General features: G+C 59.5%; 10 protein-coding genes. 8 read left to right on the plus strand and 2 right to left on the minus strand.

Annotated features, from left to right (window positions below):
* Positions 1-29 precede the first annotated feature (29 nt).
* The 6 genes from VWY60_RS13030 to VWY60_RS13055 all read left to right on the plus strand — a co-directional run bounded on the left by VWY60_RS13030 (position 30) and on the right by VWY60_RS13055 (position 6,675).
* A complete protein-coding gene (locus VWY60_RS13030; RefSeq protein WP_416540672.1) occupies positions 30-1,232 on the plus strand; it encodes an endonuclease/exonuclease/phosphatase family protein in 1,203 nt (400 codons plus the stop codon).
* 96 nt (positions 1,233-1,328) lie between these two features.
* Positions 1,329-2,120, plus strand: coding sequence for a 3-oxoadipate enol-lactonase (gene pcaD / locus VWY60_RS13035; protein WP_416540673.1), 792 nt, complete (start codon positions 1,329-1,331; stop codon positions 2,118-2,120).
* Positions 2,113-2,835, plus strand: coding sequence for an alpha/beta fold hydrolase (locus VWY60_RS13040; RefSeq protein ID WP_416536508.1), 723 nt, complete (start codon positions 2,113-2,115; stop codon positions 2,833-2,835). The genes pcaD and VWY60_RS13040 overlap by 8 nt, the downstream gene beginning before the upstream one ends.
* The gene (locus VWY60_RS13045; RefSeq protein WP_416540674.1) at positions 2,835-4,184 is read left to right on the plus strand and encodes a class-II fumarase/aspartase family protein; all 1,350 of its coding nucleotides are present in this window, start codon (positions 2,835-2,837) and stop codon (positions 4,182-4,184) included. Before VWY60_RS13040 ends, VWY60_RS13045 begins: the two co-directional genes overlap by 1 nt.
* Before the next feature lie 139 nt (positions 4,185-4,323).
* Positions 4,324-5,415, plus strand: a complete 1,092-nt coding sequence (locus tag VWY60_RS13050; RefSeq protein ID WP_416536506.1) for a zinc-binding dehydrogenase — start codon at positions 4,324-4,326, stop codon at positions 5,413-5,415.
* Positions 5,416-5,442: 27 nt separating this feature from the next.
* The gene (locus tag VWY60_RS13055) at positions 5,443-6,675 is read left to right on the plus strand and encodes a mandelate racemase/muconate lactonizing enzyme family protein (RefSeq protein WP_416540675.1); all 1,233 of its coding nucleotides are present in this window, start codon (positions 5,443-5,445) and stop codon (positions 6,673-6,675) included.
* Positions 6,676-6,775: 100 nt separating this feature from the next.
* Here the strand turns inward: VWY60_RS13055 and VWY60_RS13060 are convergent, their stop codons facing one another.
* The gene (locus VWY60_RS13060) at positions 6,776-9,733 is read right to left on the minus strand and encodes an ABC transporter transmembrane domain-containing protein (RefSeq protein ID WP_416540807.1); all 2,958 of its coding nucleotides are present in this window, start codon (positions 9,731-9,733) and stop codon (positions 6,776-6,778) included.
* A 292-nt stretch (positions 9,734-10,025) separates the two neighbouring features.
* Between VWY60_RS13060 and VWY60_RS13065 the strand changes: the two genes are divergently transcribed.
* Positions 10,026-10,418 carry a DUF3307 domain-containing protein gene (locus VWY60_RS13065; RefSeq protein ID WP_340544401.1) on the plus strand — a complete coding sequence of 131 codons (393 nt, stop codon included), beginning with the start codon at positions 10,026-10,028 and terminating at the stop codon, positions 10,416-10,418.
* Between the two features lie 45 nt (positions 10,419-10,463).
* On the opposite strand, the gene VWY60_RS13070 is transcribed toward VWY60_RS13065, so the two are convergent.
* Positions 10,464-10,934 carry an Lrp/AsnC family transcriptional regulator gene (locus tag VWY60_RS13070; protein ID WP_416540676.1) on the minus strand — a complete coding sequence of 157 codons (471 nt, stop codon included), beginning with the start codon at positions 10,932-10,934 and terminating at the stop codon, positions 10,464-10,466.
* Positions 10,935-11,074: 140 nt separating this feature from the next.
* Between VWY60_RS13070 and VWY60_RS13075 the strand changes: the two genes are divergently transcribed.
* Positions 11,075-14,497 (plus strand): indolepyruvate ferredoxin oxidoreductase family protein, encoded by a 3,423-nt coding sequence (locus tag VWY60_RS13075; protein WP_416540677.1) that lies wholly within the window; start codon positions 11,075-11,077, stop codon positions 14,495-14,497.
* Position 14,498 lies beyond the last annotated feature (1 nt).

Here is a 14,498-nt window from a genome sequence, read left to right on the forward strand (position 1 = left end):
CCGGTGCCCTTCGCCCCTGGAGTGCCCCTATGACCGAGTTCACTATCGCCTCCTTCAATGTGAAGAACCTGATCGGTCCCGATCAAGAATACTACAGGTTTCAAAGCTACACGCCCGAGGAATATGCTTGGAAATCCGATTGGTTGGCCGATCAGCTGCTGACGCTCGATGCCGATATCGTGGGGTTTCAGGAAATCTTCGATGAGGCGACGCTGCGCGAGGTGGTCGCCGAAACCGATCGGCGTGGCAAACAGGTAAACGCCGCGACCCTGCCCGATCGCTCCAAACGCTATCACCGCAAGGCCATATTCCGCAAACTCGTCTACACGCCCTATACCGATGCCAAGCTGGCCTATGCTGCCAATACGAATGACCACGACACTCCGGGCAAGCGTCGCCCCGGTCTCGCGATTCTGTCACGTACGGGTTTTGTGGAACCGGTCGAGATTATTCAGGACCTGCCGCTGCCGCTGGATATCCCGATGGCCTGCCTGGGCGGCGAGGATGACGCGGGCTACTACACGCTGCGACGGCTGTCTCGACCGATCATGAAGGCCCGCATTCCCGTCGCGAACCAGATCATCAGCGTATTCAACTGCCACCTGAAATCGAAACTGGGCGAGTTCATAACACCACTTGGGGCGCCTTATGCGCCCGAAACCGTGCTCACGGCTTATGATGCCAGTGGGCGGGCCATGGGCGCGTTGCGGGCAGCTCTGCGGCGTATGGCCGAGGCCTGGGTTCTGCGCCGCGCCATCCTGGACGAGCTGGAACAGGACCGGCCGGTCATGGTCCTGGGAGACTTCAATGATGGCGAGGATGCCGTCAGCTCTGAAATCATCAGCGGCGAGACACCGTTTCGCAACTACTCCTGGATGCTGCGGCATGACGCTCGCCACTCGGGAGATCGCTACAATCCAGACGAAAACCGTCAGATCCGGGAGATGATCGACCGGGTTCGCCTGCGTTCGGCGGAAAAGCTGTTTCTCAAGAAATCTCTCCGTGACGTGGTATACACCACCACATTCGGAGGCGTGCACCAGAGCATCGATCAGATCTATATGTCCCGCCATTTTGATCCCGAATGGACAGGGGCCATCGGCGAAATGCAATATTTCAGCGTCTTCAACGACCACCTTACTGATGGCAGCCACCCCGAAGCGCCCTATAATAAGCTGGCCTCCGACCATGGGCAAATCATGGCCCATATGCGGCTCGAGACTGCCGAATAGAGCCGCGATCCAGCCGCATGGCGGTGCTCGGATCGGGTTTACGTCCTGAAACACGCAGGCTAGGGAAGCGCATCGAATAAGCTCAGGAGGAGTTCCATGCCGCTTGCAGATCTGGGTGACATCCGGGTGAACTATCAATTGGATGGAACGCCTGACGGCCCGACGCTGGTGTTCGCCAATTCCCTCGGCACCGATCTGCATGTCTGGGACGACGTGGTGGCGCGCTTGCCGCCGTCGCTGCGCATCATTCGCTATGACCTGCGCGGCCATGGCGGCACGTCGGCCACGCCCGCTCCCTATTCGATGGGCGCTCTGGTGCGCGATGCCGAGCGCCTGCTGGATCATCTGGGGGTGCGGGACTGTATTTTTGTTGGCTTATCGATCGGCGGGATGATCGCGCAGGGGCTGGCCGTCAAGCGGCTGGATCTGATACGCGGACTGGTGCTCTCGAATACGGCGGCCAAGATTGGCACCCCCGCCAAATGGCAACAGCGCATTGATGCGATCAAGCAGGATGGGCTTGATGCGGTCGCCGACACGATCATGCAGAACTGGTTTGCTCCGGCCTTCTACAGGTCCCCGGAGCTGGCCCATTGGCGCGCCCAGCTGCTTGGGCAATCGGTCGAAGGCTATATCGGCTGCTGCGCGGCCATCGCCGGAACTGATTTTTACACCCCAACCAGCGGCCTGCGCCTGCCAACCTTGGGCATCGCGGGATCGGATGATGGTGCAACGCCGGCAGATCTGGTTCGCGAAACGGTGGATTTAATCCCCGGATCAAGGTTCGAGCTGATCCGCCGAGCCGGACATCTTCCCTGTGTCGAACAGCCCGATATCTTTGCTGACCGTTTGGTGACCTTCCTGAAGGAGCTCGGGCATATTGACTGATCTGCTGCTGGTCCACGGCTCCTGCCACGGTTCGTGGTGCTGGCGCGACGTCCTGCCTCAACTGGAAGCACGCGGGATCAACGCGCGAACCATCGACCTTCCCGGCCCTCGTATAGGCGGCAACGCGCGGGGGTGCGATCCAGTCGCTGTCACTTTGGAGGAAACCGTAGCCGCTGTCCGCGACGCCGCGCGATCAGAGACTATCGTTGTGGGCCATTCCTGGGCCGGCTACCCGATGTCAGCCGCAGCCGATATCGGCCCACCGCTGCGTGGATTGATTTACCTTTGCGCCTATGTCCCCCAGAATGGCCTGTCGATGATCGACATGCGCAAACGCGGCCCAAGCCAACCGCTCATCGGCAAGGTTTTGAAAACCGCGGACGGGCAAAGCTACTGTTTCGACCCCGAAGCCGCACCGGATCTGCTATACCACGATTGCCCGAGGTCAGTGGTGGACTATGCGCTGTCGCGACTGGCACCGCAGCCGATCAGGCCGCAAGACACGCCCGTGAAACTGGGTCCACAATGGGCCGCGACACCAAAAGCCTATATTCGATGCACCCAAGATCGCGTCATCCCGCCAGAATATCAGGCAGAAATGGTGGCGGATTGGCCCACTGATCGGATAAAAAATCTCGACACGTCACATTCGCCGTTCTTTGCCGCGCCCGATCAACTGGCAACGGTGATGGCAACCATAGTGAAAGATCTCTGATGGCCGCTTCTCTTTTTGACAGTCAGCTCTATGCCGCGCTTTTTCCTGCCGGAGATGTCTCCCGGCTATTTTCAGACAGTGCTGAAATCCGTGCCATGCTGCTGGTCGAAGGTGCGCTAGCGAAGGCGCAGGGCAAAGTCGGCATTATCCCCGAAGACAGCGCCGCCGCGATCGGACGCGCCGTGATGGAGGTCGCTCTTGATCCTGGGGCACTGGCTGCCGCGGCTGGGCAGAACGGCGTGCCGGTTCCAGGTCTGGTCGCAGCGCTGCGGAGCGAGATGAGCGCGCCGGAACATGCACAGTATGTTCATTGGGGCGCAACCTCGCAGGACATCATGGACAGCGCGCTGATGCTACGCCTGCGACAGGCGCTTGCGGCGGTGGAAGGGGATCTGATGGCGCTGCTGGCCCAGCTCTCCGATTTGGCTGAAGCCCATGCCAGCCTGCCGATGGCCGCACGCACCTACGGCCAGCTGGCCACGCCAACAAGTTTTGGCGCTGTCGTGGCCGCCTGGGGACAGCCCCTGCTTGGGCTGTTGGACGAATTGCCAAGGTTGCGCGACAGCTGTCTGCTGGTGTCACTTTCAGGCGCCGCGGGCACCTCTGGCGCGCTTGGCCCCCGGGTTGCGGAGCTGCGCGCAGAACTGGCCGCCGGTCTGTCGCTCGCCGATCCGGGTCGCAGCTGGCATACCGACCGCACGCCGGTCTTGCGTATTGCCGATTGGTTTACCCGAGTCTGCGTTGCATTGGGCAAACTGGGTACTGACTGCCTCGCCCTCCGTCAGAGTGGTATTGATGAGATTGCGATCAGCAGTCGCGGCGCCTCATCCACAATGCCACAGAAGCAAAACCCGGTAGGCGCCTCCGCATTGGTTGCGCTGACGTCGCAGGCAAACGCCCAGCTCTCGGCCCTGCATCATTCTGCTGGCCATCAGCACCAACGGGACGGGACAAGCTGGCTCGGCGAATGGTTTAGCCTGCCGCAGACCATTTTCTGCGCCGCCAGTGCCGTGCGGATTGCCAATTCCATGACCCGGGGGCTGACACCGGATGTCGACCGCATGCGGCACAATCTGAACGCTGCCAACGGTACCATTCATGCCGAAGCGTTGAGCTTTGCTCTGGCTGAGCATATGCGGCGCGGTGAGGCGCAGGCGATGGTCAAGGAGCTCTGTGCCAAGGCCGCCCAAGACGGAAAGTCGTTGCAGGAGATCACGGTCGCGCATTATCCAGAGCTTGATCACACCGCGATCTTTGACGCAGCACGGCAACTTGGCTCTGCCCCGGAAGAGGCACAGCAATTTGCGAAAAGCGTCACCGCCCTGCAAGCCAGACGAAATCCCTCCTGACCCGGCGGTGATCGGCGCAACCGTTTCCCTGCCCCCTGCGCCAATTCGTCTTCAAGATACGACGCGTCACAGACGGTTTCGGGCTTGCGGGCTCGCTTCCCCCGGTCCACCGTGACCACTAAAAGGGGAGAGACGCGACATGCCTATCGTTAAAGCAGCCGTATGCCATCAGTTCGGCAGCCCGCTTGTGATCGAGGATGTCCAGCTTGCCGCGCCGCGTAGCGGTGAAGTGGAGGTCAAACTGGATGCCGTCGCGATCTGCCACAGTGATATCTCCTATGCGGAGGGTGCCTGGGGTGGTTTCCTGCCCGCTGTCTATGGTCACGAGGCTGCCGGCGTGATCAGCGCAGTTGGCGAGCATGTTCATGGCTTCGCCGAAGGCGATAGCGTGGTCGTGACCCTGATCCGCTCCTGCGGCAGCTGTCCCAGCTGTGCAGGGGGCGCTCCAACGCTGTGCGAGACCCCCTATGATGCTATCAATGGCCCGCTGAAAACCCTTGCAGGTTCCCCCCTGATGCAGGCCATGGCCTGCGGTGCATTTGCAGAACGGGTGGTGGTTGACCAACGCCAGATTGTGAAAATTCCGGCAGATCTGGGTAAAGACGTTGCCGCACTTCTGTCCTGCGGCGTGATCACCGGTGTCGGCGCTGCGGTGAACGCCGCCCAGCTGCGCGCAGGCCAGGATGTTGTGGTGATTGGTGCAGGCGGTGTCGGCCTCAATGCGATTCAGGGCGCCCGCATCGCCGGCGCCCGCCGCATCGTCGCTGTCGACCTCAGCGAGGATAAGCTGGCCATTGCCGAAGAGTTCGGGGCCACCCATACGGTTCTCGGCAGTCTGGATGCCCCTTGGAAGGCCGCCTACAAAGCGCTTGGCGGTCGCGGTGCAGATGTCGTCCTGGTCACCGTTGGTGCGATCCCCGCCTACGATCAGGCCACAAGGTATCTCGGTGTCGGTGGGCGCATGGTAATGATCGGCATGCCCCATTCCGGCGCGAAAGCCAGCTACGAACCCGTGATCATGGCGGCTATCGGTCAGGGCATGATCGGGTCGAAAATGGGCGACGTCGTTATCCAGCGCGATATTCCATGGATGGTAGACCTCTACAAACAAGGACGTTTGAAGCTGGACGAGCTGATCTCCGGCCGGTGGCGGCTTGAAGAGATCAATGCAGCGATCGCAGACACCAAGACGGGCTCGGCGCGCCGCAACATCATCGTTTTCGACCAATAAACCGTTCAGTAGCCACGGGGAAATGACATGAAACTGCAAGACCTCGACATCATCGTCACAGCCCCACCCGCGCCCGGCTGGGGAGGGCGCTATTGGATCCTCGTCAAACTGACCACCGATACCGGCATCATCGGCTGGGGCGAATGCTACGCGGCCTCGATCGGCCCAGACGCGATGAGCCACGTGATCCGTGATGTATTTGACCGCCACATGCTGGGACAATCGCCAGAAAACATCGAATGGATGTTCCGACGGGCGTACTCGTCAGGTTTCACCCAGCGGCCCGACCTCAGCGTCATGGGCGCATTCTCAGGACTGGAAATCGCCTGTTGGGACATTCTCGGAAAGGATCGCAATCGTCCGGTTCACGCACTTATCGGCGGGCGAATGAACGAGCGGCTGCGCGCCTATACTTATCTCTATCCGCAGCCCCATCACGATATTGATGCGTTCTGGAACAGCTCCGAGCTGGCAGCTGAATCCGCCATTGCAGCTGTGGAGAACGGATATACAGCGATCAAATTCGACCCCGCCGGTCCCTATACGATGCGCGGCGGGCATATGCCGGCACAATCTGACATCACGAAATCCGTCGCCTTCTGCCGAGCGATCCGTGAGGCTGTGGGAGATCGTGCCGACCTACTGTTCGGAACCCATGGCCAGTTCACGCCCGCCGGCGCCATTCGGTTGGGGCAGGCTCTTGAACCCTATAGTCCCTTGTGGTTCGAGGAGCCGACACCCCCCGATTTGGTCGCGGATATGGCCCGTGTCGCTGAACGGGTGCGCATTCCCGTTGCCACCGGAGAACGACTGACCACCAAGGCGGAGTTTGCCGCTGTGCTGCGCGCTGGCGCGGCCGAAATCCTGCAACCGGCATTGGGGCGGGCAGGCGGCATCTGGGAGGTCAAGAAGATTGCGGCCATCGCCGAGGTTTTTGGTGCCCAAATGGCACCGCATCTCTACGCCGGTCCTGTGGAATGGGCTGCCAATATCCAGTTGGCGGCGTCAATCCCCAACCTTCTGATGATCGAGACCATTGAAACGCCGTTCCACATGTCGTTGATCAAGCAGAGTATCACGATCGAAGCTGGGTGCGTCATCCCCTCGGACGCCCCCGGCCTTGGTATCGAGGTAGACGAAGGTCTCGCCCGCGCCCATCCATTCGAGGGAGACGATTTGCACCTCAATATGCAGGATGCCCCCTGCAACTACGCCGATGGTAACAGTTTTGTCGGCGGCGCGCCGCCCAAAACCAAATAACAGAACTACCCGTCGCAGTAGGATTTCGAACCTGTCGCGCATGCGCGCCGCCTGTCTGACCATCCGGCCTGCGCTTGCCCTGCCACAAGTCTCGGCCGCGCTAGCTCGACACGTAGCCAGCAACCACCTGCAACAGTTTAAAAGCCGTGGCGGCATCGTTTTCGACAACTGCGAGGAACTCCTCCTCACCGATCCGCAAACACGTCAGCTCGCTTTCGGCAATCATGCTCAGCGCCCTGGGTTCCTTCCGGATCAATCCCAGTTCGCCAACCAGACGACCGGCACCGACCTTGGCTACGAGACGGCTGTCATCACCTGCCTGCGGCAGATATAGGCCCGCTTCGCCCTCCAGAATCATATAAGCGCCGTCACTCGCTTCATCGTCCTTGAGAAACACCGTGTCACCAGCCTTGGCGGTATACCAGCGCGCCCCAAAGGCAAGAAGCCGGAGCTGGCGACGGTTGAGCTCGGAGAACAGCTCAGTTTGCTCAAGCGCTCGTAGTTTCCGTGCAAGATCAGCACTGCCCGCACCATCACTGACCGCATCCGCAGCGGGGGTGTCACTCACCAACCGGCCCTGGCGAAGCTCATAATAACTGTCGAAGACATCCGGGCTTTCAAAGCTGCTGCCCAGATAGATCAGCGTCGTCTCTGGCAAAAGATGGCGCAGGTTCTTGTGAATGGCGATGCGTGTATCCAGATCGTAGCTCGCCATTGCAGTGTCTAGGATCAGGATATCCGGGCGCTTGATCGAAGCGCGTGAGAAGGCAAGCGGCTCGGCAAAGCTGGCTGCAAGCCCCTGCCCGCCTATCGCAATCGGCAGATCAAAAATCAGCTCAACAACCCGATCACGCACGCCGTTCTCGACAAGAACCTCTGAGACCAGCTTCTGCACCTCCTCGGCTCGCCCGCCGGCGCTATCGGAAATCTTGCCGAACAGGGCATTCTCGAGCACCGTCAGACCCGGAGCAAAGGCCCCCTCATCAAGCGGCTCGAAAATATCACCCAGCGTCGCCATCAACTGCTTGGAGTGGCTTTGGCGGAACGCAAGAATGCGCTCTTCTATCTCATCGCTGAACGCAGCACCGATTTGTTCGGCAGAGATGCTGAAAGGCACGATAAGTAACCGCGCAAGTTCTTCATGGCTCAGCGTAGAGACGCCATCGTTCCGGGTCTTGTCGACCAGCGCCAGCGCCCCCTCATAGGCCGAAGCCTCCAGCCCAAGCTTGCGGAAGAGCGGATGATCGGTACCGTCAATGCCAAAGATCTGCCGCAGCATTTCCACCACGTCACGGCTGAGCGCGACGAGATCGACGTCAAGATCGAGTGCCCTGAGTTGATCCAGAAAATCATTCTGTTGCCTCAGGACGTCTTCGGTGATCCGCGCTTGCGTGGTTGCATATAGAAGATTCTCCGCCACCGGCAGGGCCGGATTGTACCGATCTGACGCCAGAAAGTGCACGTATTGTTCCAGGCCCGCCTTGGTAACCGCCTGCTGCACCTTTGGACGCAGTTCGACCAGCTGAAGCGCCAATTCTGAATGACTCTTGGCATCGAAACGCTGTTCGACGCCACGACGGAACAGGGCGGTATCGGACCCGATCCCCGACACCAACCGCAGCCACCAGTCGCGCAGCTCCGCCTCGCTGGAGAACCCGGCCAGGCTCGGGTCCAGCCAGGAGGCGTCCAGTGGATCTGGGCTGTTACCCGCACGCTGCGCCACATCATAGCGCCGCAGGTCCTGCGCGGTACCAAGCGGCCGCTGCCTGATCGGCATCATCACATTGTCGCCAAAAGAGCCTTGAAACAGCACCGGGCGGGACGTGGCATGACCGATGCGGGCAGCGATCACCGCCTGATGAATGTCACGCATGTTCTGGTCATCGATACAGACCTTGCCCGCCGAAGGCAGCAATTCGCGGGTCAACAATCCCGCCAACGCACGGCGATCCTCCTCTGAAGGCGCGGCAACCCCGATCACCTTGCCTGCCGGGAAGCGGGCATTGAGATCTTCCAGAACAAGATTGCCATCCGCATCGCGGACGTTGACCCCCTCCACGACGATATCGCCCCGAAGCCGTTTCAGATCCTCGGGAGCGCCCGTCATCAAGGCCTCATCGACCATGCCGGGCGGGTCAAATCGCTCCAGGATCACATCCCAGCGCAACGCCATATCCTGCGTCTGGTTGTAATAGGCCAGCAGTTCCTTCCAGGGCGATGCCAAGTCCTTGTAGGCGGCAAGGGCTGCAACCAGTGCACCGAGCGAGACCTTGCCTTCAAGCACCAGATAGCCGCCAACTGCATAGAACAGAAACGGTGTCAGCTGGGTAATGAAGTTGTTGAGAAACTTCATGAAGAATTTTTTCTGATAGATCGCAAACCGGATGTCATAGAGCCATCCGAGCCGATCCGTGATGACAGCCATCCGGTAACGCCAACCGCCGTTCAGACGTAGGGTAGATGCGCCAGCAGCGCTTTCGCCGATCTCGGAGGCCAAAGCGCGGATCTGATGAATGCGCTTCTTGTTCAACAGGTTGATTTGCCGCTGCAACATCGGGATCAACCAGCCCTGCAAGGGAATTAGCGCAACCGCCGCCAGACCGAACCAGACACTCTGCATGAACAGAAAATAGAGGATCGTCAGCATCTGACCGGCCTGTAGCACCGGCTGGCTGACCGCATCCCCCATCAACCCCCCCATCGGCTCACTTTCCGAGGTGATCATAGACACCAGTTCGCCCTGGCTTACCCGTTCGAAATACGGCTGTGGGAACCGCACAACACGCGAGATCAACCGATAGCGAAACCGCCGTAGCATCCGCTCGGCCAGAACCCCCTTCATCGTGTTGATGCGCATTTTCAGCAGACCATGCGCGAGAACCGCCAGAAGAAATCCACCGCAGAGAAGCCAGAGATAATGCAGCTGGTTCAGCTCGTACCCAAGCAGGTCAATCGTGGAGCTCTGCGCCCCTATAGCATCGTTGATGATGCGTTTTGGCAGTTCCAGAGTGAGATAGAGAAGTGGAAACAAGCAGGCCGTGACCACCAACAGAACCAGTTGGTCGCGCTTTGAGTAGTTCCAGATAAACCGAAAAAGAGTGCGTTCTATGGGACGGCTCCGAAATGGAAAATGTTACGGAAACTGATCCCGATATGCCTAGCCCGGATTGCCAGTTGCAGGCAATGGCAAGACGGACGTCGCACGCCGTGTCGTCCGGTTCAATCCAGCTGACCTTGCCCAAAGCCTATCCAGATGACGGAGCGTCGTGGCGATTAGTGCCACAGGCCATTTGCCTGTTTCGAAAAAATACGTAAGCTTTCAGCGCGCGACACAAAACGGGGCCATTGCTTTGACAGACCACCTCGCATCCCTTTTGGGATTGCTTTGCCTGCTTCAGATCAAACACATGTTTGCGGATTTCTACCTGCAAACACCCAAGATGCTCTCGGGTCGTGGTGAATATCTGCATGCCGGACGGGCACAACATGCGGGGGTGCATGTGATGGGATCCATTATTGCCTTTGTTATCATGGGGGCTCCGGTTGGCTTCATCTTGATCATCTGCGCGCTGGAATGGGTGGCACATTTCAACATCGACTATTGCAAGGCCTGCTATTCCAAACGCAAGGAACTGGCACCGAATATGGCTGTCTACTGGCGCGCGATGGGCACCGACCAGGCCTTACACCAACTCACCTATCTTGCGATGGCAGCTGCCTGGGCGCATGTCAGTTTCGGCTGAAAGCCGAAGCAGCGCGACCTAAGCTGTCGGCGCCCGGGACAAAGCTCAGCGCGTGACAGGTTCGTCGCGCTTGATGGTCCGCAGCACCACGTTTGTTTGCGCACTGGCAACCGCAGGCAGGCGGAACAGAAACTCCTCAAGAAACCGATTGTAAGCGTCAAGATCAGGCGCCAATACCCGCAGGTGGTAATCCGACTGCCCCGTGGTGGCATAGCATTCCTGAACCAGACGGCTGGTCTCAACCGCCTTGATGAAGTCCGACAGCTTTTCGCGGTCGTGGCGGGTCAGCTGCACATGGACAATCGCGTGAAATCCCAGCCCCATCGCCGCCGCGTTCACCACCGCGCCATAGCGCTCAATGACACCCGCCTCCTCCAGCGCGCGCACCCGCCGCCACAACGCCGAAGCTGACATCCCCACCGCCTCTGCCAGATCCGCATTCGACATCCGCGCATCCTGTTGCAGCAGCGTCAGGATCCGACGGTCCCGATCATCAAGGGTGAGATCATCATCCATGGTAAAATCATCCAAATTCTTACACCACATGGAAATATCATTCATGAATGGAGTAAAACAGAGGTAATCTGGCAAGAATATCCAGCCAATGTGGATTATCATTTCGCGCATATGATCGTATCATTGCAAGGGATACTCCAATGACCCAGCTCAGCCACGATTTTCGCAGTTACCAGCTGGATGACCGGTATGAGATGACGACGGGCCGCGTCTTTCTGACCGGCACCCAGGCACTGGCGCGCGTGATGCTGGATCAGGCACGGCGCGACAGATCGGCCGGATTGAATACCGCAGGCTTTGTATCCGGCTATCGCGGCTCTCCGCTGGGCGGCGTTGATCTGGAATTCTGGCGCAGCCGCACACGCATGGACGCCAATAACATCACCTTCATGCCCGCCGTGAACGAAGATCTGGGCGCAACCGCCGTCTTGGGCGCGCAGCAGGCCATTCTTGACCCTCACTGCGAGGTCGAGGGCGTGTTCTCCATGTGGTATGGCAAGGGACCGGGGGTCGACAGGTCCGGCGATGCGCTGAAGCACGGCAACGCCTATGGCTCATCCGAGAAGGGCGGCGTTCTGGTCGTTGCAGGCGATGACCATGGTTGCGTCAGCTCCTCAATGCCACATCAGTCCGACGTGGCCTTCATGTCCTGGTTCATGCCGGTCCTGAACCCGGCCGATGTCGGGGAATTCCTGCAGTTTGGCGAATACGGCTTTGCGCTGTCGCGCTATTCGGGCACCTGGGTGGGGTTCAAAGCCGTCTCGGAAACCGTGGAAAGCGCACGCTCCGTGGACCTGCGCCCGGACCGCGCTTTCTCCTACCCCGAACTGCCCGATTATCCAGGCGGGCTGCACATCCGCAGATCAGACCTGCCCTCGCCGGAGATCGAGACCCGGATCCACGCCAAGCTGCGTGCGGTGCGTGCCTTCGCCGAGGCAAATCCGATTGATACGCGGATCTACGATCTGCCGGAGGCAAAATTCGGCTTTGTCACCACTGGCAAGGGACATCTGGACCTGATGGAGGCGCTGCGCCTGCTCGGACTTGATGCCGCCGCCTGCAAACGTCTCGGTATTGATATCTACAAGGTTGGGATGGTTTGGCCCCTAGCCCGCACCGAGGCGCTGCGTTTTGTAAAAGGCAAACAGGAAGTTCTGGTAGTCGAGGAAAAACGCGGCATCATCGAGAGCCAGTTCAAGGAATATTTCTACGACTGGCCAGGCGACAAACCGGAACGGATGGTCGGCAAACATGACAGTCAGGGCAACCCGCTGATCCCCTGGACAGGTGAGCTGTCGCCTTTGCAGCTGGTGCCGATCGTGGCGGAACGCCTGAACCGGTTTTTCCCAGAGGAAAACCTGTTGGAGCGGGCAGATATTCTGACCGCCAAGCCCCCTCAGCTGCTGAATATCCCCGGTGCCACCCGCACCCCCTATTTCTGCTCGGGCTGCCCTCATAACACCTCCACTAAACTGCCTGAAGGCAGCAATGCCAACTCGGGAATTGGCTGCCATGTCATGGCCAGCTGGATGGACCGCGACACCGCCGGTTATGCCCAGATGGGAGGCGAAGGGGTGCCCTGGACAGTTGCCTCGAAATTCAACGGCGGCAAGCATGTGTTCCAGAACCTTGGCGAGGGCACCTGGTATCACTCCGGCTCTCTGGCGATCCGTCAGGCGGTCGCTGCGGGCACAAATATCACTTATAAAATTCTTTATAATGATGCGGTCGCGATGACCGGCGGCCAGCCAGTAGATGGACCGGTCAGTGTCTCAGGCATCGCCCAGACCTGCCGCGCAGAAGGCGTCGACCGGATTGCGCTGGTGTCCGATGAGATCGGCAAGTTCTCCCCCTCCGATTTCCCTGCGGGCACCAGTTTTCACGACCGTGCCGAAATGGACACCGTCCAACGCGAGCTGCGGGAGATCCCCGGCGTTACCGTCTTGATTTACGAACAGACCTGCGCCACCGAAAAACGCCGCCGCCGCAAGCGTGGCACAATGGAGGATCCAAAGCGGTTTGCCTTTATCAATGATCTGGTTTGTGAGGGCTGCGGCGATTGTTCGGTGGAATCCAACTGCCTGAGTGTCGAGCCGAAAGAGACCCCCTTTGGCCGAAAACGCAAGATCAACCTTTCAAGCTGCAACAAGGATTTCTCCTGCCTGAATGGTTTCTGCCCAAGCTTCGTAACCGTGGAAGGTGCAACGCGGCGCAAGAAAGAAATTGCCGCTTTGGACATTGGTACGCTGACCGCTGGCCTACCTATGCCTGCTTTGCCATCGCTGGAGGATCCGTTCGATCTTCTGGTGACCGGCGTCGGCGGTACGGGCGTCGTCACGGTAGGTGCTGTGATCACTATGGCCGCGCATCTGGAAGGGAAAGGCGCCAGCGTCCTGGACTTTACCGGCTTCGCACAGAAGTTCGGCACCGTACTCGGCTACATCCGCCTTTCAAATGCACCGGACGCGCTGCATCAGGTGCGTATCGACCAAAGTGCGGCAGATGCGGTAATCGGTTGCGACGTGGTAGTCAGTTCCGCTCCGAAAGCGTCAGCCCACTATCGCGAGGGCACGAAAATGGTGCTGAACCGCGCCGAAATGCCCACAGGCGATCTGGTCCTGCGCCGTGATGCCGACTTGATGGCCACTCTGCGCGAAAAATCCATCGCCGATGTTATCGGTGCCGACAACCTGTCGGGCTTCAACGCGAATGAAGCGGCAGAAACTCTGCTTGGCGATGCCGTTCTGGCCAATGTCATGATGCTGGGCTTTGCCTGGCAAAAGGGACTGGTTCCGGTCAGCCTCGTCGCCCTTGATCAGGCTATTGTCTTGAACGGTGTTGCGATCGAGAAGAACCGCCTGGCCCTGGCCATCGGGCGGGCCTTCGCCCATGATCCGGCGCGCCTGTTAGATCTCTACTCCGAAGAGGAGGCGCGCACAGAAACCCTGGCCGAGCTGATTGACCGCCGTGCCACGTTTCTGACCGGCTATCAGGATGTTGCCTATGCACAATCTTATACTGCCCAGCTGGAAACCCTGCGCGATGCCCTTCCTGCGGATCGGTCTGAAGAGCTGGTCAAGGCGGCCGCAAGATCGCTGTTCAAACTGATGGCCTACAAGGACGAATTCGAAGTGGCCCGCCTTCTGAGCGACGATCGTTTTACGCATCAGCTCGAAACCGAATTTGAGGGCGACTTTCAGGTGAACTATCACCTTGCCCCGCCTCTCCTCAGCCGCAAAACCGATGCGCGGGGCCGGCCCCGCAAAATCCAGTTCGGCGGCTGGATGCGTCCGGCACTCCGCCTTCTGGCGAAGGGACGCCGCCTGAGAGGCCATCGCTGGAACCCCTTCGGTCATCACGAAGAGGCACGTCTGCACCGCGATCTGCTCAGCTGGTATCAGGGCATCCTCCAGCAGGCCGCCGTACGCTATACAGCAGAGGATCACGACAAATGGCTGTCCGTGCTGACTGCACCGATGGATATCCGTGGATACGGACCGGTGCGCATGGCCGCCGCCGAAAAGACCAGGGCCGACGTCGACAATCTGCTCACTGCGATGTGAG

The sequence above is a fragment of the Phaeobacter sp. JH20_26 genome (genome assembly GCF_048056275.1).
GTDB lineage: Bacteria > Pseudomonadota > Alphaproteobacteria > Rhodobacterales > Rhodobacteraceae > Phaeobacter > Phaeobacter bryozoorum.

Excerpts from the sequence above, each read along its gene's own strand:
- VWY60_RS13030 (WP_416540672.1), top strand. The coding sequence starts at position 30 with ATGACCGAGTTCACTATCGCCTCCTTCAATGTGAAGAACCTGATCGGT.
- VWY60_RS13055 (WP_416540675.1), top strand. The coding sequence starts at position 5,443 with ATGAAACTGCAAGACCTCGACATCATCGTCACAGCCCCACCCGCGCCC.
- VWY60_RS13050 (WP_416536506.1), top strand. The coding sequence starts at position 4,324 with ATGCCTATCGTTAAAGCAGCCGTATGCCATCAGTTCGGCAGCCCGCTT.
- VWY60_RS13045 (WP_416540674.1), top strand. The coding sequence starts at position 2,835 with ATGGCCGCTTCTCTTTTTGACAGTCAGCTCTATGCCGCGCTTTTTCCT.
- VWY60_RS13075 (WP_416540677.1), top strand. The coding sequence starts at position 11,075 with ATGACCCAGCTCAGCCACGATTTTCGCAGTTACCAGCTGGATGACCGG.
- VWY60_RS13070 (WP_416540676.1), bottom strand. The coding sequence starts at position 10,934 with ATGGATGATGATCTCACCCTTGATGATCGGGACCGTCGGATCCTGACG.
- pcaD (WP_416540673.1), top strand. The coding sequence starts at position 1,329 with ATGCCGCTTGCAGATCTGGGTGACATCCGGGTGAACTATCAATTGGAT.